Annotated in this window: 24 protein-coding genes and 1 pseudogene; 14 read left to right on the top strand and 11 right to left on the bottom strand. The window is 63.2% G+C overall.

Annotated elements, in window-relative coordinates:
* Positions 1–37 precede the first annotated feature (37 nt).
* The 3 genes from LB547_RS17760 to LB547_RS17750 form a co-directional block, all read right to left on the bottom strand.
* A complete protein-coding gene (locus LB547_RS17760) occupies positions 38–1,072 on the bottom strand; it encodes a sensor histidine kinase (protein ID WP_140500587.1) in 1,035 nt (344 codons plus the stop codon).
* Positions 1,073–1,249: 177 nt separating this feature from the next.
* Positions 1,250–1,414: a DUF1328 domain-containing protein gene (locus LB547_RS17755; RefSeq protein WP_006203859.1), complete on the bottom strand. Its 165-nt coding sequence runs from the start codon at positions 1,412–1,414 to the stop codon at positions 1,250–1,252.
* Between the two features lie 183 nt (positions 1,415–1,597).
* The gene (locus tag LB547_RS17750) at positions 1,598–2,392 is read right to left on the bottom strand and encodes a response regulator (protein WP_140500589.1); all 795 of its coding nucleotides are present in this window, start codon (positions 2,390–2,392) and stop codon (positions 1,598–1,600) included.
* A 219-nt stretch (positions 2,393–2,611) separates the two neighbouring features.
* Between LB547_RS17750 and LB547_RS17745 the strand changes: the two genes are divergently transcribed.
* The gene (locus LB547_RS17745) at positions 2,612–2,815 is read left to right on the top strand and encodes a NepR family anti-sigma factor (RefSeq protein ID WP_181165418.1); all 204 of its coding nucleotides are present in this window, start codon (positions 2,612–2,614) and stop codon (positions 2,813–2,815) included.
* Positions 2,816–2,818: 3 nt separating this feature from the next.
* A complete protein-coding gene (locus tag LB547_RS17740) occupies positions 2,819–3,370 on the top strand; it encodes an RNA polymerase sigma factor (RefSeq protein WP_140500591.1) in 552 nt (183 codons plus the stop codon).
* Between the two features lie 72 nt (positions 3,371–3,442).
* Here the strand turns inward: LB547_RS17740 and LB547_RS17735 are convergent, their stop codons facing one another.
* Positions 3,443–3,892, bottom strand: a complete 450-nt coding sequence (locus LB547_RS17735) for a response regulator (protein ID WP_140500637.1) — start codon at positions 3,890–3,892, stop codon at positions 3,443–3,445.
* 44 nt (positions 3,893–3,936) lie between these two features.
* Between LB547_RS17735 and LB547_RS17730 the strand changes: the two are divergent.
* From LB547_RS17730 to LB547_RS17720, 3 genes and pseudogenes are all read left to right on the top strand, one after another.
* Positions 3,937–4,697 (top strand): annotated as a pseudogene (locus tag LB547_RS17730) (Crp/Fnr family transcriptional regulator).
* A gap of 194 nt (positions 4,698–4,891) precedes the next feature.
* Positions 4,892–5,218, top strand: a complete 327-nt coding sequence (locus LB547_RS17725; protein WP_140517891.1) for a DUF883 family protein — start codon at positions 4,892–4,894, stop codon at positions 5,216–5,218.
* A gap of 10 nt (positions 5,219–5,228) precedes the next feature.
* A complete protein-coding gene (locus LB547_RS17720; protein WP_140500594.1) occupies positions 5,229–5,693 on the top strand; it encodes a hypothetical protein in 465 nt (154 codons plus the stop codon).
* A 43-nt stretch (positions 5,694–5,736) separates the two neighbouring features.
* On the opposite strand, the gene LB547_RS17715 is transcribed toward LB547_RS17720, so the two are convergent.
* A complete protein-coding gene (locus LB547_RS17715) occupies positions 5,737–7,224 on the bottom strand; it encodes a sensor histidine kinase (protein ID WP_181178046.1) in 1,488 nt (495 codons plus the stop codon).
* A gap of 203 nt (positions 7,225–7,427) precedes the next feature.
* On the opposite strand from LB547_RS17715, the gene LB547_RS17710 reads away from it, so the two are divergent.
* A complete protein-coding gene (locus tag LB547_RS17710) occupies positions 7,428–7,601 on the top strand; it encodes a hypothetical protein (protein ID WP_181165417.1) in 174 nt (57 codons plus the stop codon).
* Positions 7,602–7,630: 29 nt separating this feature from the next.
* Here the strand turns inward: LB547_RS17710 and LB547_RS17705 are convergent, their stop codons facing one another.
* The gene (locus LB547_RS17705; RefSeq protein ID WP_140763795.1) at positions 7,631–8,551 is read right to left on the bottom strand and encodes a diacylglycerol/lipid kinase family protein; all 921 of its coding nucleotides are present in this window, start codon (positions 8,549–8,551) and stop codon (positions 7,631–7,633) included.
* Positions 8,552–8,827: 276 nt separating this feature from the next.
* Between LB547_RS17705 and LB547_RS17700 the strand changes: the two genes are divergently transcribed.
* Positions 8,828–10,138, top strand: coding sequence for a PRC-barrel domain-containing protein (locus LB547_RS17700; protein WP_140763798.1), 1,311 nt, complete (start codon positions 8,828–8,830; stop codon positions 10,136–10,138).
* A gap of 30 nt (positions 10,139–10,168) precedes the next feature.
* Here LB547_RS17700 and LB547_RS17695 read toward each other — a convergent pair whose 3' ends face one another.
* Positions 10,169–11,734, bottom strand: coding sequence for an alkaline phosphatase family protein (locus LB547_RS17695; RefSeq protein ID WP_140763801.1), 1,566 nt, complete (start codon positions 11,732–11,734; stop codon positions 10,169–10,171).
* Between the two features lie 221 nt (positions 11,735–11,955).
* Between LB547_RS17695 and LB547_RS17690 the strand changes: the two genes are divergently transcribed.
* The 4 genes from LB547_RS17690 to LB547_RS17675 all read left to right on the top strand — a co-directional run bounded on the left by LB547_RS17690 (position 11,956) and on the right by LB547_RS17675 (position 15,033).
* Positions 11,956–12,888 (top strand): VOC family protein, encoded by a 933-nt coding sequence (locus LB547_RS17690; RefSeq protein ID WP_140763804.1) that lies wholly within the window; start codon positions 11,956–11,958, stop codon positions 12,886–12,888.
* Positions 12,889–12,899: 11 nt separating this feature from the next.
* On the top strand, positions 12,900–13,529 hold the full coding sequence (locus LB547_RS17685) for an alpha/beta hydrolase (protein ID WP_140525475.1): 630 nt from the start codon (positions 12,900–12,902) through the stop codon (positions 13,527–13,529).
* A complete protein-coding gene (locus tag LB547_RS17680; RefSeq protein WP_140500600.1) occupies positions 13,522–13,821 on the top strand; it encodes a GNAT family N-acetyltransferase in 300 nt (99 codons plus the stop codon). Before LB547_RS17685 ends, LB547_RS17680 begins: the two co-directional genes overlap by 8 nt.
* 153 nt (positions 13,822–13,974) lie before the next feature.
* A complete protein-coding gene (locus LB547_RS17675; protein ID WP_140763807.1) occupies positions 13,975–15,033 on the top strand; it encodes a dipeptidase in 1,059 nt (352 codons plus the stop codon).
* Positions 15,034–15,038: 5 nt separating this feature from the next.
* Here LB547_RS17675 and LB547_RS17670 read toward each other — a convergent pair whose 3' ends face one another.
* The 4 genes from LB547_RS17670 to LB547_RS17655 are packed head-to-tail and all read right to left on the bottom strand — an operon-like array spanning position 15,039 to position 19,742.
* The gene (locus tag LB547_RS17670) at positions 15,039–15,293 is read right to left on the bottom strand and encodes a hypothetical protein (protein ID WP_140500602.1); all 255 of its coding nucleotides are present in this window, start codon (positions 15,291–15,293) and stop codon (positions 15,039–15,041) included.
* Positions 15,294–15,295: 2 nt separating this feature from the next.
* On the bottom strand, positions 15,296–16,519 hold the full coding sequence (locus tag LB547_RS17665) for an aminomethyltransferase family protein (RefSeq protein ID WP_140729398.1): 1,224 nt from the start codon (positions 16,517–16,519) through the stop codon (positions 15,296–15,298).
* Positions 16,520–16,570: 51 nt separating this feature from the next.
* A complete protein-coding gene (locus tag LB547_RS17660; RefSeq protein ID WP_140729397.1) occupies positions 16,571–18,136 on the bottom strand; it encodes a phytoene desaturase family protein in 1,566 nt (521 codons plus the stop codon).
* On the bottom strand, positions 18,123–19,742 hold the full coding sequence (locus LB547_RS17655) for a phytoene desaturase family protein (protein ID WP_140729396.1): 1,620 nt from the start codon (positions 19,740–19,742) through the stop codon (positions 18,123–18,125). The genes LB547_RS17660 and LB547_RS17655 overlap by 14 nt, the downstream gene beginning before the upstream one ends.
* A gap of 201 nt (positions 19,743–19,943) precedes the next feature.
* On the opposite strand from LB547_RS17655, the gene LB547_RS17650 reads away from it, so the two are divergent.
* From LB547_RS17650 to LB547_RS17640, 3 genes are read left to right on the top strand one after another with little or no spacing between them, the layout of a single operon-like run.
* Positions 19,944–20,744, top strand: a complete 801-nt coding sequence (locus LB547_RS17650) for a class I SAM-dependent methyltransferase (RefSeq protein ID WP_140517901.1) — start codon at positions 19,944–19,946, stop codon at positions 20,742–20,744.
* A gap of 27 nt (positions 20,745–20,771) precedes the next feature.
* Positions 20,772–21,458: a transcriptional regulator BetI gene (gene betI / locus LB547_RS17645; protein WP_224655901.1), complete on the top strand. Its 687-nt coding sequence runs from the start codon at positions 20,772–20,774 to the stop codon at positions 21,456–21,458.
* A 33-nt stretch (positions 21,459–21,491) separates the two neighbouring features.
* Positions 21,492–22,592, top strand: a complete 1,101-nt coding sequence (locus LB547_RS17640; RefSeq protein WP_140525481.1) for an ABC transporter substrate-binding protein — start codon at positions 21,492–21,494, stop codon at positions 22,590–22,592.
* Positions 22,593–22,686: the final 94 nt, after the last annotated feature.

Genomic DNA, 22,686 nt, shown 5'->3' with positions numbered 1-22,686 from the left:
TTCTATGGTGAACAGCCGGTTAAAAAATGGCGGTCGCCTACTCCGTCTCGAAATTGCCGTGCGGAACAACGAGATGGTATTCGAGGCGACCATCCGCGATCTCGAGGCGCGCCGTTCCGTTCAGGGAAGAGGGCACTACGCGTTCCAGTGCGACGCTGCCGAAGCGCTTTTTGCCCTCTTGGTTGCTGTCGGTTCCTATGGTTTCGGCCCAGGTCAGCGACAGGGCAATGCCGCCATCGGCGGCGGTGTCGAGGACGGCGGTCACTTCGACGAAGCCCTCCGGCCGCGACAGGGCGCCATAGCTGACCGAGTTGACGGCCAGTTCATGCATCGCAAGGCCGATATGCAGCGCGGCGTTGGGGTTGAGGTAAGGATTTGCGCCGCGGAAGCGAAGGCTGTGCGACGCGTCCGTCCCGTAGCGGCCGACCTGACCGGCGACGAGTTCGCGAAGGGCAGCACCGCGCCAGTTGGAGGAGGTTACCAAATCCTGGGAGGAGGCCAGCGACTGGAGCCGGCCGCGAAAGCGGGTCAGGAAATCGCCGATGCTGTCGGAATAGCGTCCCGTCTGGGTGGCGATGCTCTGGATGATTGCCAGCAAATTCTTCGAGCGGTGCGTGACTTCGCGCAACAGCGTCGTCAGCGTCTGTTCGCGGCGTCGCTGCTCGGTCGTCTCGACCATGGTGGTGACGACACCTTGCACGTCGCCGGCCTCGCCATGGTCGGCGTCGATCCAGACCTGAAACCAGCGCATGCCGTCCTCCATCGGGACGCCGATCTCGAGGCGCTGCGGATCGCCGCTTGCGACGACGTTGCGCTTGGCAGCGCCAATGCGGTCGGCCTGTGCCGGCGGCAGGATGCCGTCGCCCTCGCTGCTGTCGGCGGCCCAGGGCGCACGCATGTTCCGCGCCCAGACGGTTTTCATGTCGCGGTCCTGGTAGAGGACGGAAATACCGGCATTGTGCAGTGCGTGGAGAAGCGCCCGGCCAAGTTGCATGCCGCTCTCGGCGGGATGCAGGGCGATGACCTCGTCCCCCCGCTCGTTCTTCTTGGTATCTCGAGCCCTGGAACGCATCCGACCTGTTCACCCAACTCAGGCTGAACGGCTCACCGTCCAATGGGTTCCAAGGCAGGTTTTACGGGAACCAGACGCCCAAAAGCGGTCCGCCGGGCGGCGTCCTTGTGGGACACCACCCGGCGGTGGCTGGAAACCGTTTGAGGGGTGCGGCTTCCAGTGTTCGCCTGATAACTCTCAGGCCCGTCTGAACAGGCCGGCGAGAAGCGAAATGATGAGGAAAGCGAGAAAGATGAAGAACAATATCTGCGCTATCCCGGCAGATGTACCGGCAATGCCGCCGAAACCAAGCGCGCCGGCGATGATTGCCACGACAAGAAATACGAGCGCCCAGTAAAGCATGGTTCCATCTCCTTCCAACTATGTGAGAAAAACGTGGGTGGATGCGGTTTGTTCCACTTTTCGCCGAAAAAGACGATCCCCCCGCGCACCATCGTGGCGCGGAAAAGCAAGGCGCGGCCAGCGGAACCTTCCGGCTGGTCGCGCCCTGCTTTTGCGCGCGTTTGCGACTTCAGTTGCGCATGGCTATGCGGCTGCTTTCGCCTGCCGGTCGAAGAACAGAGCCTGGCTGATCAACGCCTTGACCATGTCCGGGTTGAACGGCTTCGTCACCAGGAAAGCCGGTTCGGGGCGCTCGCCGGTCAGGAGACGCTCGGGAAAGGCGGTGATGAAGATCACCGGCACGGAAGTCGACGACAGAATCTCGTTCACCGCCTCGATGCCCGAGCTGCCGTCGGCGAGTTGGATGTCCGCGAGCACCATCTTCGGCCGCGTCTTGCCGAACATCGTCACCGCTTCGGCATGGGTGCGGGCGGTGCCGACGACCCGATGGCCCAGGCTCTCGACCATCTCCTCTATGTCCATGGCGATCAGCGGTTCGTCCTCGATGATCAACACGTCGGTCGCCACCTGACGGGAAATCTCGTTGCTCGCCTGGGCAAGCAGTTCTGAGAATTCCTGTTCGCCGACGCCAAGAATTTCGGCCGCCTCATCCTCGCTGAAACCCTCAACGGCCACCAGAAGGAAGGCCTGGCGGGGAAGCGGCGCGATCGCATTGAGATTGGCCGCAGCGCGCTGTTCCCATGCCGATTGCGCCTGTTCTTGTGGAACGCGGATGGCGACGGACGTGAACAGTTTGGCGAAGACCTTGTACAGCGCGATTCGGTCGCTGGATGCCTCGGGAAAAATGTCGACATCGGCGATGATGGCCTCAAGCATCGCGGCAACCAGCGCGTCGCCGCTCTCCTGCGATCCCGATACGGCACGCGAGAAGCGGCGCAGGAACGGCAGGTGCGGAGCGATGGTGGCGGATAAACTCATGACGGACGTCTCCCTCAGATGACGTGATTGACTAAAAATGCAGGTCAAGCCCCATTGCAAGCCCCAACGACACAAACGCGGGCTTTCGCAAAAAGTTCCGGCCCCGGGAACTAATACGCCTGAACGGCGTTTGAATTGGGGATGGGCAACCAGACGAGGATGCCGCTTGTGTTGTGTTGAGTTATGTTGAGCGGCTATGGGGCTGGATTAAAGGGCGAAATGAAGGAAATGACGAAAGATGTCTTGACTGGCGCCTCAATCAGGCGCCGGAACGGCGTGGGCGACCCGCTCGGGCCGAATTCCGAAATCGGACGCAAACTCAAGCAGTATTACGACGAGCTGGTCTCCGACGATGTGCCGGATCGTTTCGCGCAGTTGCTCAGCCAACTGGAGCGGGCCGAGCCCGCACAGAAAAAGGACTGAGGCATGGCAACGGTCTCACAAGGCTTCAAGACCGATCTGCTTGGGGCAATACCGAGCTTGCGTGCCTTCGCAGTGTCACTGACGCAGAATGCCGACAAGGCCGACGACCTCGTGCAGGAAACGCTGGTCAAGGCCTGGGACAAGCATGAGAGCTTTCAGCCCGGTACCAACCTGAAGGCATGGCTCTTCACCATCCTGCGCAACGAGTTCTATTCGCAGATGCGCAAACGCGGCCGCGAGGTGCAGGACAGCGACGGCATCATGACAGCCAGGCTTGCGGTGCATCCCGCCCAGCACGGCCAGCTCGACCTCAAGGATTTCCGCGGTGCGCTCGAGCAGCTGCCCGAAGACCAGCGCGAGGCCATCATCCTCATCGGCGCCTCGGGCTTCTCTTACGAGGAGGCGGCCGAGATTTGCGGTTGCGCGGTCGGGACGATCAAGAGCCGCGTCAGCCGAGCCCGCACGCGCCTGCAGGAGATACTGAAAATCTCCGGCGAAGACGAGTACGGTCCCGATGCGATCTCAGCACAGGTCACGGGCACGGCGGCGCACTAAAAAAGCGTCGCATCGAAACGGCTGACAGAATCGCCATCGCATCCGCTCTGACTCTTACGCGATGCGACGTCGTCAGGCGGGCGGGACTCGTCCGCAGGCCCGGGCCACCGCTTCCACAAGATCTTCGCCCGAATAAGGTTTGCTGACCAGCCTTATCCCTGGAAAGGCAACCTTGATCTCGTCCGCATCCGAATAACCGGAGGCAAAGACGAAGGGCACGCCCGTTTCACGCAGGCGCGATGCAAAGTCGAAAGTCGGAGTGCCCCCCAGCATGAGGTCGACGATCGCCGCATCGAATTGGGTGGCAACCTGTCGGCCATCGATCTCGGCCAGGTCACGGACAAGCACCACGTCGTCGGCGCCGTGATCACGGCAAAGCTGCTCGACATCCATGGCGATGAGAAATTCATCTTCCAGGACAAGAATGCGCAATCCGTCAAGCAAAGGCGACACAGGCAATGGCTCCTTGAAACGCAGCGAGTCATGATCGCTATTTGACGCGCTGTCATTTAAAAAAGACATGCTAACGCAGCGGCTGAGCCCGCGGCTCTCGAGGAGCGGTCGAAATGTCAATCCAGAACGGCCTTGCTTCCTCCAGCCGCCGGTACGATTGCGAGAATTGCCCACTGCGGCCGCTGCCGGTTTCCGCAAATTCGAGAGATCGGAACTGGCCTTCATCGACAAATTGAAGAAAGGCGAGCTCGCGGTCGACAAGGGCGCAACGGTGCTGGTGGAAGGACGCCGCAGCGCCCATCTCTACACGGTGCTGTCGGGCTGGGCTTTCCGTTACAAGCTGTTGTCGGATGGCCGCCGTCAAATCCTCAACTACGCCGTCCCCGGAGATCTCATCGGGCTGCAAGGCGGCGTGATGGGCGAAATGCAGCATTCCGTCGAAGCCTTGTCGCCGATGCTGCTTTGCGTGTTCGAGCGGGAGTCCCTGTATGAGCTTTTCCGCAACCATCCGGGCCTGGCCTATGACATCACCTGGATCGCGTCGCGCGAGGAGCGGATGCTGGATGAGAACCTGCTCAGCGTCGGCCGCCGCAGCGCGATCGAGCGCACCGCCTATCTCATCGCCTTCATCGGCAGCCGGGCCAAGGCCGTTGGCCTCAATGGCGGGCGGTTCACCCGGATCGCGTTCACGCAGCAGCACATCGCCGATACCCTCGGCCTGTCTTTGGTCCATACCAACAAGACGATTCGCAAGCTGATGGATCGCAAGCTGATCGCTTGGCGCGATGGCGGCTGCGAGATCATCGATCATGAAGGGTTGAAGCAGCTTGCCGGCTGGGAGGGGCTGGGCAAGGAACGGCGGCCGCTGATCTGACCGGATGCAGGAGGACCCGTTTTGAGCTAGGGTCCAGATCGATGGAACCAGGATGGCCTCTATCCATTGGATTGAGCGTGATCTTTTCGGCAAACCGACACCCGCTTTGCGGGATCATGCCCGTTTATCCGAGGGGCTCGGAACCTTGAGACATGCAGCGCGTTGAAACCACAGCAATCACAGGGAGTTAAGCGATGGCAGCTGCCGCAGGAAAGAACGCAAGCGAAGCGCGGGCGAACTCGGACCTCGAAGCCGATATCAGGCAGTTGAAGGCCGATATCGACAAGCTTACGAAGCAGTTGGCCAAGACAGGCGAGCATGGATACGGCACCGCCCGCCGTGCCGCCGCCGAAGGTGTCGAGCATCTGCGCGCCCAAGGCGAGGCAGCCTTTGACAGCCTGCGCAGCAACACCAGGGATATCGAGGCGCAGATAGCGGCAAGCGTGCGCGAGAAGCCGGTGACTTCATTGGCGATCGCCGCCGGCGTCGGCTTCCTGTTTGCGCTCCTGGCGCGCCGCTAGTCCCGCTCAAATGGGATTGCTGGCTTCCCTTGTCTCGGGCCTGGCTTCGGGCGAAACCGTTGCAGCCATGCGCCGCGCGCGCACGGCTGCAATTGTCTATGCGCTTGCCGCGCTTGCGGCGCTGTGCGGTCTCGGCTTCCTGATCGGGGCCGGCTATATCTGGGCTGCGGACCGCTATGGGCCGCTCGCTGCGGCGTTGGGATTCGGCGTCGGCTTTCTGATCGTCGCGGGCCTGATCTTGCTGATCTATCGCTTCTCGGCCGGCTCGCGCGCACGGCGCCGGGCAGAACGGCGCAAGGCGGACATGACGGCAATCGGGGTCACCGCCGCACTGGCCGCTCTGCCGGCGCTGCTCAAGGGAAAGGGCGGCCTCGGGGCCATTCTCGGTCCCGCCGTGGCGTTGGCGGCTTATGCCATCTACCGCGAGAACGTGAAACCAGGTCCCGGCGGGCCGGCTGGCGGCGATCCTGATTGAGGCTGACCGGATGAAGGCTGGGCCCGGATTAAAGGTGGGCCGGTCACTTGGAGAGATCCTCCAGCGGCATGGATATTTCGGCAAAGACGCCTTCCGGCCGGAACTCGTGCGCCACTTCGCTGGAGATGACCTTGGCCAGGCTGCGGCGGATCAGGATCGAGCCGAAACCGTGCCGCTCGGGCGGGGCAACCGCAGGACCGCCGCTTTCGCGCCAGGTCAAGACAAGGCGCCGGTCGCTTTTTCTGCCTTGTGTCTTCCAGCTCAGATCGACCTTGCCGGATGTCGCCGACAGCGACCCATATTGCAGGGCGTTGCTGGCCAGTTCGTGCAAGATCAGGCCCAGCCCCACTGCCTGGTCCGGCGACAGCAACAGATCGGGACCGGTGATCGTCATGCGCAGTTGCTCGGCGGTGTCGAAGGGCCTCACCTCGATCTGGACGAGTTCATGGATGCCGATGCCGCGCCATTCCCGGTCGGACAGCAGATTATGGGCGATGCCGAGTGCCTGGAGCCGGGCGCCGAAGGCTTCCAGGAAAGCGCTCGGCTGCCGGGCATGGCGCACGGTCTGCGTCGCCAGCGCCTGAACGGTCGCCAGCGTGTTCTTGACGCGATGATTGAGTTCGCGAAGCAGCAGCCTTTGCCTTTCCTCCCCAAGCTTGCGTTCTGATATGTCGTAATTGACCCCGAAGATCAGCGTCGGCTTGCCGTCGCCATCGCGCTCGATGACGCGGCCGCGCGTCGCCAGCCAGCGGGGTGGATGGAAGCCTTTCACGCGGTACTCGCCGAAATAGTCGTCGCCGCCGGCCAAGGCGTCGCGGAAGCGGGTTTCGGTTTGATAGACGTCGCGTGGATCTATTGCCATCAGGATGTCGCGCGCCCGCAACCGGTTCGATCGCGGCAGATTGAACAATTCCGGCAGCAAACCATCGCATTCGATCATGTCGGTGCGGATGTCCCAGGCCCAGCTGGCAAGCGATGCCGCGTCGAGCGCTATGGCGCGCCGTTTTTCTTCGCGAACCAGCGCCGCCTCGGCGATGGCGCCGCTGCGCGTCGCATCCTTCAGCGTGAACAGACTGGCGGCTAGGCCGGCCAGCGCCTTCAACTGGTCGAGCCTGACGCGCGATGGATAGGGACGGGGCTTGCGGTCGAAAATGCAGAGCGTTCCGATCCTGGCGCCGGCGACGGTCACCGGCGCGCCCGCAAAGAAGCGGATGTGATGCTTGCCCGTGACCAGTGAGTTGGCTTTAAAACGCGGATCCAAGGTCGCGTCGGGTACCACCATCAGTTCGCCGCCCGCGGCAATCGCATGGGCGGAGAAGGAGATGTCGGTTGCGGTCTCGATCTCGTCCAGGCCGACACGCGACTTGAACCATTGCCGCTCGACGTCGACGAGCGTAACCAGCGCGATCGGTGCGCGCATGGCGGCCGCGGCAAGGCGGCTGACGCCGTCGAAGTCGGCGTCAGCCATCGTATCCAGCGCCTGCAAGCCGTGCAGCACGGCCAGCCGGCCGGCGTCGTTGACGACGTGCATTACTTCGGCCGGAAGGCCCGGCGCCAATTTCGCCGCCTTGTTCACCAGCGCCCCCAACGCTTCCTCGCGAGCCCTCCGACTTCGCCTTCCCGACTTGCCGGCGAAGGGCTTGGCCAAACGCGGAACCTTCGTAGCAAGGAACCGTTACCCGAAGATGTTTTGCCAGAGACGCTCAACGCGTCCACATCGCATCGAGGCCGGCTATGCCCAAGACCATTCCTGAAAACAAAGCGCGTCAGGGACACTGGGGCTGGCACGGCTTGCGGATCCTGATTGCGGGACTTCTCCTGGCCTTTGTCGTTTGGGGCATCGTCGAGATTTACGGCGAGTACACGAAATCCCCGACCACCGAACAAGGCAGCGCTCCGAGCGGCTAGTCTTCTGTTCCTCGTCGGCTGCCCCTGCATCAGGCCGCCTTTGCCCGCATGGCGTGCCGCGGCACCAGCACGTTCAAGGCGCCCGGGTGGATTTCGATGGTAATTTCGTCCTCGAGCTTGATAAGTTCACCGTCGAGGACGGCGCGGTATTTCCTGGCCGCCGACCGGATCTTCAGCACAGCCCGCTCTGTCTGATGGATTTCGACATGTTCATTGTCCCGCCATTTGCCACGCGCGACGTTGAAGAAGAACTTGACCAGTTCGGCGCGCTGCCGCGCGACCGTGACATAAATGCCGAGCACGCCGCCCGCCGGATTGTCGGCAAAGGGCAGGTGACCCTCTCCAAACAGGTTGTTGGTGACGCCGACGCCGGTGGTTCGCGCCGTGATCTCGGCCTCGCCAATGGTCAGGGTGACCGTCATCGCCGGCGGATTCTTGATCGTCTGCCAAGCCGCTTTCGCGGATGCCCGCATCTTGCCCAGCCGGGAGCCGAACTCCATGTTCTGGCGTAGCTGCACCATCTTGGCGTGCATGCCGATCGAGAACTGATGCACGAAAGGCCGGCCATTGGCGGTGGCGATGTCCACCGCCATCACCTCGCCATCGGCGAAGGATCGCAAAGCCGCATCGAGCGTCTGCGGGATGCCGAGCCCGCGCGCGAAGAGGTTCATGGTGCCTGCGGGCAATATGGCCAGCGCCTTTTTCTTGCCCATCAGCCGCGCCGCCGCCGCCGATATCGTGCCATCGCCGCCGCCGGCGAGAACCACGTCGATGCCGCGACGCGAAGCCGCGTTGTCCAATGCCGGCACGATGTCCTTGCCGGCAACCACGTCGATATCGATGGAATGGCCTGCCGCCTCCAGCAGGTCGCGCATGCGATCGCGAAAGCTATCCAGGTCGAGGGTGCGCAAGGTGCCACCGTCCCGGTTCAGCACCGCCGCAAACCGCATGTCCCCTCCGTGTTCTCAAAAAAACTCCGAGCCGGAGAAGCTCCAGCCGTCGGCTGAACGGCGCAAGTAGCAAAAAGGTTCCGGATGATGCGGCGAATTTCCCTTTGCAGGACGCAAGTTGCGAGCCGCGTGTGCGGAGAATATGCGTCCTGGCTTTTGTCGGAACAATGGGCGCAGTCACGACGTTGTGATCAGGCGAATGCCGCGTTCGCCCGTCGCCGGTGACGGCGGAGGCCGGTGCGGCATGCATGAAATCAGGCACGAGGAGACACCATCATGATCCGCAATCTTTTAGCCACGACTGCTCTTGCCATGTTCGTGGCGACGGGCGCGCATGCGCAGACAACTCCGACACCGGCTGCGCCTGGCGCGGAGCAACCCGCCGCTCCTGTGGTGCACGCCGAGGGCAGCATCGCCACCAACATCATCGGTGAATCGGTCTATAACGGCACCGGCGACAATGCCGAGAATATCGGCAAAGTAACCGACATCGTCTTCGACAAAGACGGTCAGGCCAAATCCATAGTCATCGGCGTCGGGGGCTTTCTGGGCGTCGGGACGAAGAATGTCGCGTTCGATTACGACAAGCTGCAGTGGGCCGAGAAAAACGGCGACCGCTGGCTGGTCGCCCAGACGACCAAGGACCAGTTGACGGCGCAGCCGGAGTTCGACACCAAGCCCTATGCTCCGACACCGGCCGCATCGACAGCGGCACAGGCGCCGTCAACATCCGCGCCGAGCGATACCGCCCAGGCGCCAGTCGACATGAACGCGGCTCCGGCGGAACCGGTGAAGCGCGCCGACGGCAATCTCGCCACCAATATCATCGGTGAGAGCGTCTATAACGGGACCGGCGACGATGCGCAGAACATCGGCAACGTCAACGACATCGTCCTGACCAAGGAAGGCAAGGCGCAATCACTGGTCATCGGCGTCGGCGGCTTCCTCGGCATCGGCGAGAAGAACGTCACCTATGATTTCGGCAAGGCCCAGTGGGCCGAGAAAAACGGCGACCGCTGGCTGGTGGCCCAAACCACCAAGGAAGAGCTGCAGGCATTGCCGGACTTCAACCGCAAGGCTTATGATCCGGCTCCGGTCACGACCGCATCCAACGCACCTGCTGCGTCCACCCCGGCCGTCGCGCCGACAACCAATACGGCTCCGATGGACAAGACGGCGCAGGCCCCGTCCGCCTCCACGCCTGATGCGACCGCTCCCGACCAGACGAAGACCGCAGCGATCGACAAATCCAAACTGACCGAAATGCCTGTCGGAGAGGTCAGGGGCGACGATCTCAAGGGTACCACAGTCTATGGCGCCAACGACGTCAAGGTCGGCGAGATCGGCGATGTCGTGCTGACGCCCGACAACAAGACCGACGCGGTCATCGTGGATGTCGGCGGTTTCCTCGGCGTCGGCGAGAAGGAAGTCGCCGTCGGTATGGACAACCTGAAATTCATGACCGACAAGGACGGTAACAAATATCTCTACACGACCTTCACCAAGGAGCAGCTCGAGGCCCAGGCCGCCTATGACAAAGGCAGCTATGCGCAGAACCGCGAGCAGCAGCGGATGATCGTGAGATAGCAACAACGGCAGTAGGGCAATAGGGATTCCCTATTCCCCTACTGCCCTACTTGCATAGCCCACAATGCCATCCCTGGTCAGCTCCGCCAGCGTCAGCGACTGGTCGAGATGTTCGGCCCGCCAGGCAAGCAGCCGTTCGGCGAACTCGAGCCTGATCGGGAGATAGGCGGGATCGGCGGCCAGATTGGCGAGCTCGGCGGGATCCTTCTCCAGATCGAACAGCAATGGCGGCAGGCCGCCGCCGAAATGCACATATTTGAATTTTTCCGTGCGGATCACGGCGAGATTGCACTGGCGCGAGGCAAGGCCGAAATGCCGTTCGGCTTCGCCTTTCGCGATCGAACGAAAATCGAATTCCCAATGCGCGGCGTCGCGCCAGTCCGACGGCTCCTCGCCGGCGATGAACGGCCGCAGCGAGTGACCGTCGAGGTGCGGCGCCGGTTCGCCGCCCAGCAGGTCGAGCAAGGTCGGCAATATGTCCACCGCCTCGGTAAAGCGGTCGACGGCCACGCCTGCGGTGTGGCCGTGACGTGGGTCGCGGATGACCAGGGGGATATGATAGCTGGCGTCGAAGAAGCCGCCTTTGCCCAGCATGAAATGGTCGCCCATCATCTCGGCATGGTCGGAGGTAAGCACAATGACCGTGTCGTCCCACGCGCCCGCCGTCTTGACCGCCTGCCAGATACGGCCGAGCTGCGCATCGACTTCCGAGATCATGCCGTAATAGATCGCGCGGATGCGGCGGAAATCATCCTCGCTCCAGTCATGTACGCTGCCGGCGGCGCCAGGTCGAAACTTGTGCTTTTTCTGCCTGCCGAAATCGTAGGCGAGATAGGGATGGCTGTCCGCCTCTTTCTGCCAGCCTGCCGCGCGGCGAAAGCCGGGGCCGTCGGCGGGGTCGTACATCGCGTCGTATGGTGCAGGCGCGATGAAGGGCGGATGTGGGCTGATGAAAGAGAGATGCGCGAACCAGGGCGCGGCATGATCCTGTTCGCCCAGCCATCGGATGAATTCGCCGGCAAGAAAAGCCGTCGGCGTCTGCTCCTTCGAATAGACGGGCGGCGCAGTCGTCACGGAGCCGGCGTCGCCTGCCCCGTTCGCCGGTCGATGGATCGCGGGGGAGCCGGCGTCGGTATCGATGCCCTGCATTCCCAGCCATGACAGCCACTGCTTCTGATGCTCTGGCAGCAATTGGCGCACCGTGAAACCAGGAAGCACGCCTTCATAGCTTCGCAGCCGCGGATCAGCCGGAGCGAGCCGGCGCGGATCCAGCGATACGTCGGTGTAGCCGAACAGCGTCGGATCGTAGCCCAGCGCGCGCGCCGAAAGCGCTATATTGCCGTGACGGGCATCGAGCGGCGTGCCGTTGCGGCAAACCCGGTTATTCATCTGGTAGAGGCCGGTATAGAGGCAGGCACGGGCCGGCGAGCAGGGTGCCGCGCCGCCATAGTGCCGCTTGAACAATACGCCTTCCGCTGCCAATGCGTCGGCATTCGGCGTCTTCACCAGGGGATGGCCGGCCGCCGAAAGGCAATCGCCGCGCCATTGGTCGCAGGTGATCAGGAGAACGTTCGGACGCCTGCCTTTTCCGGTCACTGGCGATAATCCTTGGCTAATGTGCGAGCGTCGCTCATGGAACCGAAATCCCGCCCCGGCGCAAGCCTGGGCTGCTGGTGGATCGGTGAACAAACTGCTTTCGATTGTTCACTTCCAGAGTACAGTCCATCCCGTCTTTGTCGCCTTTGACGGGAACAGGCCGATGCTCATATTGGCGAGGACAGCGGCAGGGGCCGCAACAGAACAAGGGAGCAGCACTCATGCTCGATCAGATCAAGGGTTTGCATCACGTCACCTCGATGGCCAGCGATGCCCGCCAGAACAATGAGTTCTTCACTGGGAAGCTTGGCCTGCGCCGGGTCAAGAAAACGGTCAATTTCGACGCGCCCGACGTCTACCACCTCTACTATGCCGACGAGCTCGGCACGCCGGGTTCGGTGATGACCTATTTTCCGTTTCCCAATATCGGCAAGGGCCGTCACGGCGTCGGCGAAGTCGGCACCACCGCCTATTCGGTGCCGGAAGGCACGCTCGCCTATTGGGAAAGGCGCTTCGCCGAGGAAGGTATCGCCGGCCTGTCGCGCGAAGAGACCTTTGGCGAGAAGCGTCTGGCCTTCGCCGGACCGGACGGCGACGGTTTCGCGCTCGTCGAGGACAGGGCCGACACGCGCGCGCCATGGGCGAAGGGCGGCATTCCCGCCGACGAGGCGATCCGCGGCTTTCACTCCGTGTCGCTGCGCCTGAAGGATGGCGGCGCCACCGAGGAACTCTTGAAGTTCATGGGCTATGAGGAGGTCGACAAATCCGGCAATGTCCGGCGGCTGGCGATCAGGAACGGCAATGGCGCCGACGTCGTCGACATCGAATCGCTACCCGGTGCCGCCTTTGCCGATCTCGGCGCGGGCTCGGTCCATCACGTCGCTTTCGCCGTCGAGGATCGAGCCAGGCAGCTCGAAGTGCGCAAGGCGCTGATGGATACCGGCTACCAGGTGACGCCAGTGATCGACCGCGATTACTTCTGGGCGATCTATTTCCGCACGCCGGGCGGCGTTCTGTTCGAAGTCGCCACCAACGAGCCGGGCTTCGACCGCGACGAGGACACCGCCCATCTCGGTGAAGCCTTGAAGCTGCCGGCGCAGCATCAGCACCTGCGGCCCTATCTCGAAAAGCATCTGCAGAAGTTGGAAGACTGAGGGGCGGGGTCATGAGCACAGACAGCTACATCCACAAGGTGCTGCCCGGTTCGCCGGGCGGTCCGCTGCTCTTCGTCTTCCATGGCACCGGAGGCGACGAGGGCCAGCTCGTCTCGCTGGGGCGCGATCTCGCGCCCCAGGCAACCATCATCTCGCCACGCGGCGATGTGTCTGAACAAGGCGCTGCGCGCTTTTTCCGTCGCACCGGCGAGGGCGTCTATGACATGCAGGACCTGGCGCGCGCGACTCGGAAGATGGCGGGCTTCGTCAAGGCGCAGATAGCAGCGGCGAAGCCGTCGGCGATACACGCTCTCGGCTACTCCAACGGCGCCAACATCCTGGCGTCGCTGCTGTTCGAAGCCCCTGACCTGTTCGACGCGGCGGTGCTGATGCACCCGCTGATCCCGTTCGAACCGGAGGTGAACGGCAGTCTTGCCGGGCGCCGCATTCTGGTGACCGCCGGCAGGCGGGATCCGATCTGTCCGCCGAACCTGACTTCGCGGCTCGAAGCCTATTTGCGCGCCGATGGCGCCGATGTCACAGTGGAGTGGCATGAAGGCGGGCACGAAGTGCGGCCGAACGAAATCGAGGCGGCGCGGCAGCTCCTTGCCGGCGTGGCCCAAGGAGTAAGTGATGCCTGACCAACTGCCGGAGATCGAACTCGAAGATCGTGGTTCCAAGGGCCGCTACGTGCTGCGTGGTCCGGGCGGCGCCGAGGCGGAGATGACCTTCACCAGGATCGGCGAGCACCAGATCATCATCGACCACACCGAAGTGCCCGACGCGTTTCGCGGCCAGGGTGCTGGGCTTCGGCTCGTCACCCGCGCCGTCGAGGACGCGCGCGCGGCGGGCAAGAAGATCATCCCGCTCTGTCCCTTCGCCAACGCCCAGTTCCGCCGCCATCCGGAGTGGGCCGACGTGCTGAAGGGGTAGGATCAGCCGGCGCTTTACCATTCGGGACCCGCGGGAGTAAAACAGTCTGATAGGCCAGCACGGCTTTGGCATTTGCACGCTCGGCCCATCTTGCCTAAGTAGATATGATATATCGCGGGCAGCGTGCGACACATCGAACCGAATGATCCCTTCATGACCGAAACCGATCTCGTTCCCGTCTTCGACGGCCATAACGACACGCTGCTCAGACTCTATCAGTCGAAAGACCCGGACGTCGAAAAGCTGTTCATGGAAGGGAAATCGGGCGGCCATATCGACCTGCCGCGCGCACGGGCCGGCGGGCTCGCCGGCGGCATGTTCGCGATCTTCCCGCCGCCTGTCGAGAGAGGCCGGCGCGGCGCTGTCCCGTCGACGCCCAGCGATGCCGAGCCTTTGCCGCCCGAACTCCCGCACAGCGATGCGCTGGCCTCGACGATTGCGATGGCCTCGATCCTGTTCAGGCTGGAACGGGCCGGAGCGCTGAGCGTCTGCCGCAATGCCGCAGATGTGCGCGGCGCCATGGCGCGCGAGTCGATCGCTGCGGTATTCCATATCGAAGGGGTCGAGGCGATCGATCCCGAACTCACCATGCTCGACGTGCTGCATGCCGCCGGCTTGCGCTCGCTCGGCATCGTCTGGAGCCGCCCGAACGCTTTCGGCCATGGCGTGCCGTTCCGCTTTCCGTCCTCGCCCGATACCGGTCCCGGCTTGACCGATGCCGGCAAGGCGCTGGTCAAGGCCTGCAACCAACTCAGGATCATGATCGACCTGTCGCATCTCAACGAGAAGGGGTTTCGTGACGTCGCCGCGCTCAGCGATGCGCCGCTGGTCGCGACCCATTCCAACGTGCATGCGATCTGCGGCCACTCACGCAATCTCACCGACTGGCAGCTCGGCGCGATTCGCGAAACCGGCGGCATGGTCGGGCTGAACTTCGCCACCGGCTTCCTGCGCGAGGACGGAAAGATGAATGCCGATACCGGCCTCGACATCATGGTGCGCCACATCGATTCCCTGCTGCAGGCGCTGGGTGAGGATGGGGTTGGCCTCGGCTCCGATTTCGACGGAGCCATGATCCCGGCCGTCATTGGCGACGCCGCCGGTCTGCCGAAGCTCATCGATGCGCTCGCCGCACGCGGCTTCGGCCGCGCGCTGATCGAAAAGATCGCCTACCGAAACTGGCTGGCCATGCTGGAAAGAACCATAGGATAGGCAGGTCAGCCGAACCCCATGCGCTTCAGCCAGTCCTTGCCGACGCCGCGGTCGCGGATGATCGGCAGCGGGTTTTCCGAATCGAGCCGCGCGCAGATGCGGTAGACCTCAAGCGTCTCGGCGCTCATCTCGCCGCGCTTGTAGAAGAACATGGCGGCGGCATAGCGTGTGCGGCCCGACCATTTTTCGCCGAGCGGCGTGTTGACCAGTTCCCACTGTTCGGCCGCCTCTTCTTGCTGCTTGTCGGCTTCCTCGTCCATGGTCAGAAATCCGCCGGCGGATTGGCGGTGCGGCGATCGAGCTTGATGAACGGCCGCGGCACCACCTTGGCCCGCTTCATCAGCTTTTGGTATTGCAGCTCGCGCATTGCGTAGATCTCGACCCAGAGGTCGTCGACGACAGTATCACCATATGGTCGCACCAGCGAAGCGATGGCGATGTTGCGCTTGGCCATCGGCGACCACATGGCGGCGCTGACCAGCCCGACCTCCTGGCTCTTTCTGTGATAGACGATGGCGTGTTCGGCCGGGATGTTGCCTTCGATCTCCAGCCCGACCAGCACATGCCGCAGCTTGCGCTTGGCGCGCGCCTCGAAGATGGCGCGACGGCCGTTGAAATGGGCCTTTTCCAGGTCGATCATGAAGCCGAGCCCGATCTCATCGGGCATGCGCAAGCGGTCGGCGCGGATGGCGTGTTCGGCCGTCGTGAAGTCGGCATTGGCGACGATCAGCCCGGCCTCGATCCGGGCGCGGCTGAGCGCGGCATAGCCGATGGCGCGGATGCCGCGCAGTTCGCCGGCCGCCATCAGCCGGTCCCACAGGCTCAGCGCCTTGTCGACCGGCATGAACAGTTCATAGCCGAGGTCGCCGGTGAAGCCGGTGCGCGAGATGGTGACGGTTTCGCCATCATGCGGGAATTCGGCGAGGTCGAATGCCTTCAGCTTTTCGACATCGGCAAAACCGGCATCACGCAGCACGGCGAAAGAGGTCGGACCTTGCAGTGCCAGGCCCGCGACGGCTTCGGTCTCTTCCTCCACCGTCACATCGAACCCGATGGCGCTGTCGAGCAGCCAAGGCAAATGCCGCTCCTGCGAGCACAGCCGGAACCGCGTTGGCGAGAGCCGGAACAGCGTGCCGTCATCGAGGACGAAGCCCTCGTCGTCGCACCACGCGGTATAATGGACGCGGCCCGGCTTCAGCCTGGTCACGTCGCGCAGCGTGACGCGGTCGAGGAAGGCCTCGGCGTCCGGTCCCTCGACGCGGTACTTGGTCATCGGCGAGATGTCGAAGAGCGCCGACTGGCTGCGAATGGCGAAATATTCGAGCTCCTCGTCCCACAGCGAATGGGGGGCGCGGTAGCCCGCCCAGTTGTACCAATCCTGGGTCTTGGCCAGAGCATCGATGCGCGGCTGGAACGGCGTGCCGAGACGCAACGTGCGGAAGTGGGATTGGGCGGCGATGCGGGCGGATGATGGTTGCTGATTCATGCTGGCGATCCTTCGCCGTAGAACGCGACTGCCGCCAACTGAAACATCGCCTTACCCCTTCATCGCAATAATGCGTCGAGCGGCGTTCAATCCAGGTGCGCCGGAGACGCCGCCGCCGGGATGTGAACCGGCACCGGCGAGAAACAGCCCGTCGAGCGGTGTGTCGTAGCCGGACCAGCCCGAGACCGGGCGCGAGATCAGCATCTGGTCGGCCTGCAACTCGCCGTGGTGCCAGTGGCCGCCCGGCATGCGGTAGCGCGTTTCGATGTCGGCGGGCGTCAAGAGCTCGGTGTGGCGCACCGTCTTGCCGATGCCTGGCGCGTAGGCTTCGAGCTGAGCCATGATTGCCTCCAGGAATTTCGCCTTGCCGGCGCCCCATCCCTCTTTCAGAGCATAGGGCGCGTATTGCACCACCGCCGACAGCACGCAGGCGCCGTCGGGCGCGAGCGATGGATCGGCGAGGCTTGGCAGCGTGATCTCCATCACCGGTTCGGGCGAGAACGCGCCGTATTTGGATGGATTGAAGGCGCGCTCGACATGATCGGGCGAGGGGGCGATAACCAGCCGCCCCCTGTGGCCGGCGGCATCGGCACCTGTGAATTGCGGCGGCCTGTCGAGCGCCAGGTGAAGCTTGGCGACATCACCCTTCATGCGGATGTTGTTCACCTTGCGCACGAAGCCGGTGTCGAGTTCGCGTGGACCGACAAGGTCGAGCAAAGTCGTCGCCGGATTTGTCGCGGAGACGATCGTCCTGGCGCGCAGCACCTCGCCATTGTCCAATGCGACACCGACGGCGCGGTCTTTCTCGACAATGATCCTTGCGACAGGCGCCGATGTGCGGACGTTCACGCCGGCCTTTTCGGCCGAGGCGCGGATGGCGGCGATCACCGCGCCCATGCCGCCCTTCGGCACTATCTGCGCGCCGGCCACACCGCCGGCCTCGCCGGCCAGCCGGTAATAGAGGCCGAGCAGCGAGGTGGGCGAGCGCGGACCGAGATGGCTGCCGAGCGTCGCGTCGAAGGCAAGCAGCCCTTTCAGCCTGATGTCGGCAAGCTGCTCGTCGAGCAGGTCGGCGACGTTCATCAAAAGCACGCGCAGGAAATCGCGCATGTTTTCCTTGCCGAGCCTTTTCAGCGCCAGTGCGGCCTGGCCGAGCGCCGCTGTCTCCAGCAGCGACATGCCGGCCAGCTCGGGCGGACGACGCGAGAGGAAGGGTTCCAGGATGCCGGCGTAGCGCAGCAGCTGCGCGCGCAACTGCTTCCACGCCGATTGCTCCGACGAACTTGCGCCGGTCAGCATTTCGCCATAGGCGCGGTGCAGGACCAGCGGGGAGCCGTCCATCGACAGCGCAACCGACGGCGCGAAGTCGTCTGGGGTGATCCGCAAGCCATGCTTCTCCAGCTCCAGCGTCTTCACCACGTCGGGATGCAGGCGGTTCAGCAGATGGGCGATCGACGAGACATGAAAACCCGGCGCGAATTCCTCCGTGCGCGCGGCGCCGCCGAGATCGGCTCCCGCTTCCAGCAGCAGCACCTTGCGCCCTGCCTTCGCCAGCGTGACAGCAGTGACGAGGCCATTATGGCCGCCGCCAATGACGATTGCATCATATGACGTCATGGGCCGGGCTCATATGCGAGGTCGATTTGGCGAGATCGCGCAGGATCTCGGCCGCGGCATTTCGGCCGGGCGCGCCCATGACGCCGCCGCCGGGATGGGTCGAGGAGCCGCACATATAAAGACCGCCGACCGGCGAGCGGTATTGCGCGTAGCCCGGCACCGGGCGGTTGAACAGAAGCTGGTCGAAGGTCAGTTCGCCCTGGAAGATGTTGCCTTCGGTGAGCCCGACCTCGGCCTCGATTTCGCGCGGCGTGCGCACCTCCATGTGGACGATGCGGTCGCGAAAGCCGGGCGAGTAGTCGGCAATCTGCGCAATCACGCTTTCGGCGAATCCGTCGCGATCGGCGTCGGTCCATTCATGGCCGTTCACCTTGGGCGGCGCGTATTGCACGAAGCAGCTCATGAAGTGTTTTCCCGGCGGCGCCATCGTCGGGTCGAGCGTCGTCGGGATGACCATGTCGAGGAAGGGGTCGGCCGACCAGCGCCCGGCCTTCCAGTCGTCATAGGCGCGCTCCATCCGCTCCATCGAATCGGTGAAATGCATGTCGCCGCGATAAACCGGCGAATCCTTCGGCAGAGCTGGGAATTCGGGCATCGAGTCCAGCGCGATGTTGACCTTGCCGGACGAACCTCGGATCTTGAAGTTCCTGACCCGGCGCAGGAAAATCTCGGGCAGTTCCTTTTCCTCGACCAGTTTCAGGAAGGTTCGTTTCACGTCGGCGTTGGAGACGACGAGCTTGCCACGGATCTCCTCACCGCCAGCCAGCACCACACCCTTGGCCTTGCCGCGGCTCACCAGAACATGGTCGACCTCGGCGCCGGTGCGAATGGTTCCACCCGACGCCCTGAAGGATGCCGCCAGCGCTTTTGTCACCGCGCCCATGCCGCCGCGCGCATAGCCCCAGGCGCCGACCGAGCCGTCGACCTCGCCCATATAGTGGTGCAGCAGCACATAAGCCGTGCCGGGCGACATCGGCCCGAGCGCCGTGCCGATGATGCCGGACAAAGCGAAATTGGCCTTGATGACATCGGTCTCGAAATATTCATCGAGGAAGTCCGAGATCGACATGGTCCAGAAGCGCAGCGTCAGCGCCATTTCCTCCGCCGACAGGCCCGCGAATTTCTTGCCCAGATAAAGGAGCTCGCCCAGATCCCGCGGCCGCAGACTGGTCGGGTCGGGCGCGGTGCGCATCAACAGCGGCTGGATGAAACGGCACTGGCGCGTCACGTCGCGCGCATAACGGTCGTAGGCTTCGGCATCGCGTTTCGAGAAGCGCGCAAATTCGCGCCGGTGTGCATCATGGTCCCGGTAATTGGCGAGATAATCGCCATCCCTGGTGAACACCGCGCCGCCCTCATAGGAAATAACCTGCAGGCCGAAGCGCGGCAGTTCGAGGTCGCGCATGATTTCAGGGCGAAACAGCGAACAAACATAGGAACAGTTGGAATAGAGGAAGCCCGGCGTCAGTTCCCGGCTGGTGGCGGCGCCGCCGACCCAGGGATTCTTCTCCACCACCAGCACGTCGAGCCCGGCGCGCTGGAGATAGCAGGCATTGACCAGTCCGTTGTGTCCGCCGCCGATGACGATCGCATCCCAAGCTTTCATTTTGGCCCAGTCTTTCCATGCGATCCGCTGTTCATCTTGGCGTAATCCGTCCCCTCAATGCGCGAAATTTGGCATGGTAGTCGTCGTTTTGTCCAGCTATATTGAATGAATGTTCAACAAATGATGTTGCGTTTTCCCAGACATGGGCTAGGCTTTGCAGGCGTTCGAGACGGACATTCGTCGATTGGGGATCGAGGGTTGATGATCGAAACGGCCGAGGCCGAGCCGGAGTATGACGGAGCCGCCATCCGCTTCCTCGAGGCGCTGTGGGGCGACGGCTACCTGTCGCCGGGCGGGCCCGACGAAGTCGACCGCGTGCTCGAGGGACTTTCGCTCGCAGGCAAGACCGTGCTCGACATCGGCTGCGGGTCCGGAGGCATCACGCTGCATCTGGTCGAACGGCATGGCGCCGCGCACGTCACCGGCTTCGATGTCGAGCGGCCGGTGATCGAAACGGCCAGGCGCCGGGCAGCCTCCCGCGGGCTTGCCGACCGCGCCAGCTTCATCCAGGCGCCGCCTGGGCGGTTGCCTTTCGAGGATCAGTCGTTCGACGTCGTCTTCTCCAAGGATGCGCTGCTGCATGTCGCCGACAAGGATGCGCTGTTTGCGGAGATATTCCGCGTGCTCAAGGCCGGCGGCGCCTTTGCGGCATCAAACTGGATGATCTCGCATGACGGCGAACCATCACCGGAGATGAAGGCCTATGTCGCCGCCGAAGGGCTGTCCTTCGCGATGGCCTCGCCGGCGCGCTACGCACAGGCGATGCGCCAGGCGGGCTTTGCCGAGATCGCGGTTCGCGACCGCAATCCCTGGTACCGCGAGGTGGCGCGGGGCGAACTGGAAAGGCTGAAGGGGCCGCTCTATCCGACGGTCGCGGCGGCAGTGGGCGCCGCCTATGTCGACAAGAACATACGAACCTGGGAGGCCATGCAGAAGGTGCTTGACAGTGGCGAGCACCGTCCCACTCATCTTCGCGGGCAAAAACCGAAGATGGTCGGCTAGCCGGCGATGTGGAGCATGACCGCACCCATGAAAATTGCAGCACGCCAAGAGCAGTCCGCCGAGGCATCGAGCGAACCCGAGAAACGCGGGCGTAAGGCTTCCAAGGAGGTCAGGCAGCTTCAGCTGATCGAGGCGACGATCGATTCGTTGGCCAAGCGCGGCTATTCGGAGACGACGATGGCCGACGTCGCCGATGGCGCGGGCCTGTCGCGCGGCATCGTCAATTTCCATTTCGAGAGCAAGGAAAAACTGCTGATCGCGACCTTGCAGCATATGTATGACGAGTACTCGGCGCATTGGCGCAATGCCTTGGAGAAAGCGGGGAACGATCCCGCCGACCAGTTGCGGACCCTGGTCGCGGCCGATTTCGACCGTTCGATCTGCAACAAGCGCAAGCTGGCGGCCTGGTGCGCCTTCTGGGGCGAGGCCAAGTCGCGGCCGACCTACCAGGCGCTGAGCAGCGCCCGCGATGCCGTCTACCAGAACATCTTCATCGAGCTTTGCGCGACGCTCAAGCAAAGCGGCGGCTATGCCTATGAGCCGCAGGTCATGGCGCTGGCGCTCAGCGCGACGCTGGAGGGACTGTGGCTGCGCTTGATGATGGGCACCGAAGACACTACCCGCGAGAGCGCCTTGCAGGCAGCCAACGAATTCCTGTCGGCCGCATTCCCCAAACATTACCAGGGAGCAGCCGCCACCCGTCGCAAGGCATGAAGCAATCGATAAATAAAAGAGGATGGAACAGCAATGAAGACATCAATCCAGCGGCTGACATTGGCCCGACGCCTGACATTGACCCTGGCATTGACCGGCGTGCTGGCGGCCTCGGCCGCAGCCCTGGCGGTTGCCGCCGACAAAGACCTGGTCGTGTTCGACTGGTCCGGCTATGAGGATCCGAGCTTCCATCCGAAATATGTCGAGAAGAACGGCGATTCGCCGACCTTCGCCTTCTTTGGCGACGAGGACGAGGCGTTCGAAAAAGTGCGCTCGGGTTTCAAGGCCGATCTCGGCCATCCCTGCTCGCAGAGCGTGGTGAAATGGCGCGAGGCCGGCCTGCTGCGGCCGCTCGACACATCGAAGATAACAGGCTGGAAAGATCTCAATCCCGGAATCATGGCGATGAAGGATCTCGCCACGACCGCCGATGGCAAGGCCTGGTTCATGCCCTGGGACTGGGGCAACACCCAGCTCACCTATAATTCCGAAAAGGTCGACGCCAAGGACGTGCAGTCGCTGAAGGCGTTCGCCGATCCGAAGTTCAAGGGCCGGGTTTCGATCGGCGACAATGTCGACGACGCCTATGCGCTGGCGAGCCTCGCCATCGGCGTCAAGGACTGGACCAAGATGACCGACGACCAGTTCAAGCAGGCGTCGGATTTCCTGCGCCAGGTGCATAAGAACGTGCGCTCCTACTGGACCGACACAACGGACGTGGTGCAGCTTTTGAGCGGCGGCGAGGTCGATCTTGCCTGGGCATGGAACGACGCCACCGTGCAATCGGTCGCCGCCGGCGTGCCGATCAAGGCCAAGAAGGACACGGACGAAGGCATTTCGACCTGGGTCTGCGGCTATGTGCTGTTCAAGGATGCGCCCGGCAATGTCGACAAGGCATATGATTATCTGAACGCCGTCAACGATCCCGAAACCGCCAAGGTGCTGGTCAAGGATTGGGGCTATGGCCAGGCCAACGCCAAGGGCATGGCCGGCGTCGATCAGGCCGTGCTGAAGGAAAAAGGCTATGACGACGTGCAGAAATTCGTCGACAAGACGCTGTTCCAGTCGCCGGTGCCGTCGCAGCTCAAGCTCAAGATGATCGCCGAATTCGAGAAGATCAAAGCCGGATATTGAGCCGGTTCGGCCGCCCGCCCGCCTGCGGAGATGGTGGGCGGGCGGGCTCGCCAAGAGAGGCGAATTCTCATAACCTCGCGGCAGCCTTTCGCGA

Source organism: Mesorhizobium sp. B264B1B, assembly GCF_020165765.1.
Taxonomy (GTDB): domain Bacteria; phylum Pseudomonadota; class Alphaproteobacteria; order Rhizobiales; family Rhizobiaceae; genus Mesorhizobium.
Note: the sequence above shows the minus strand (reverse complement) of the source record. Positions and strands in the feature narration are given on the sequence as shown.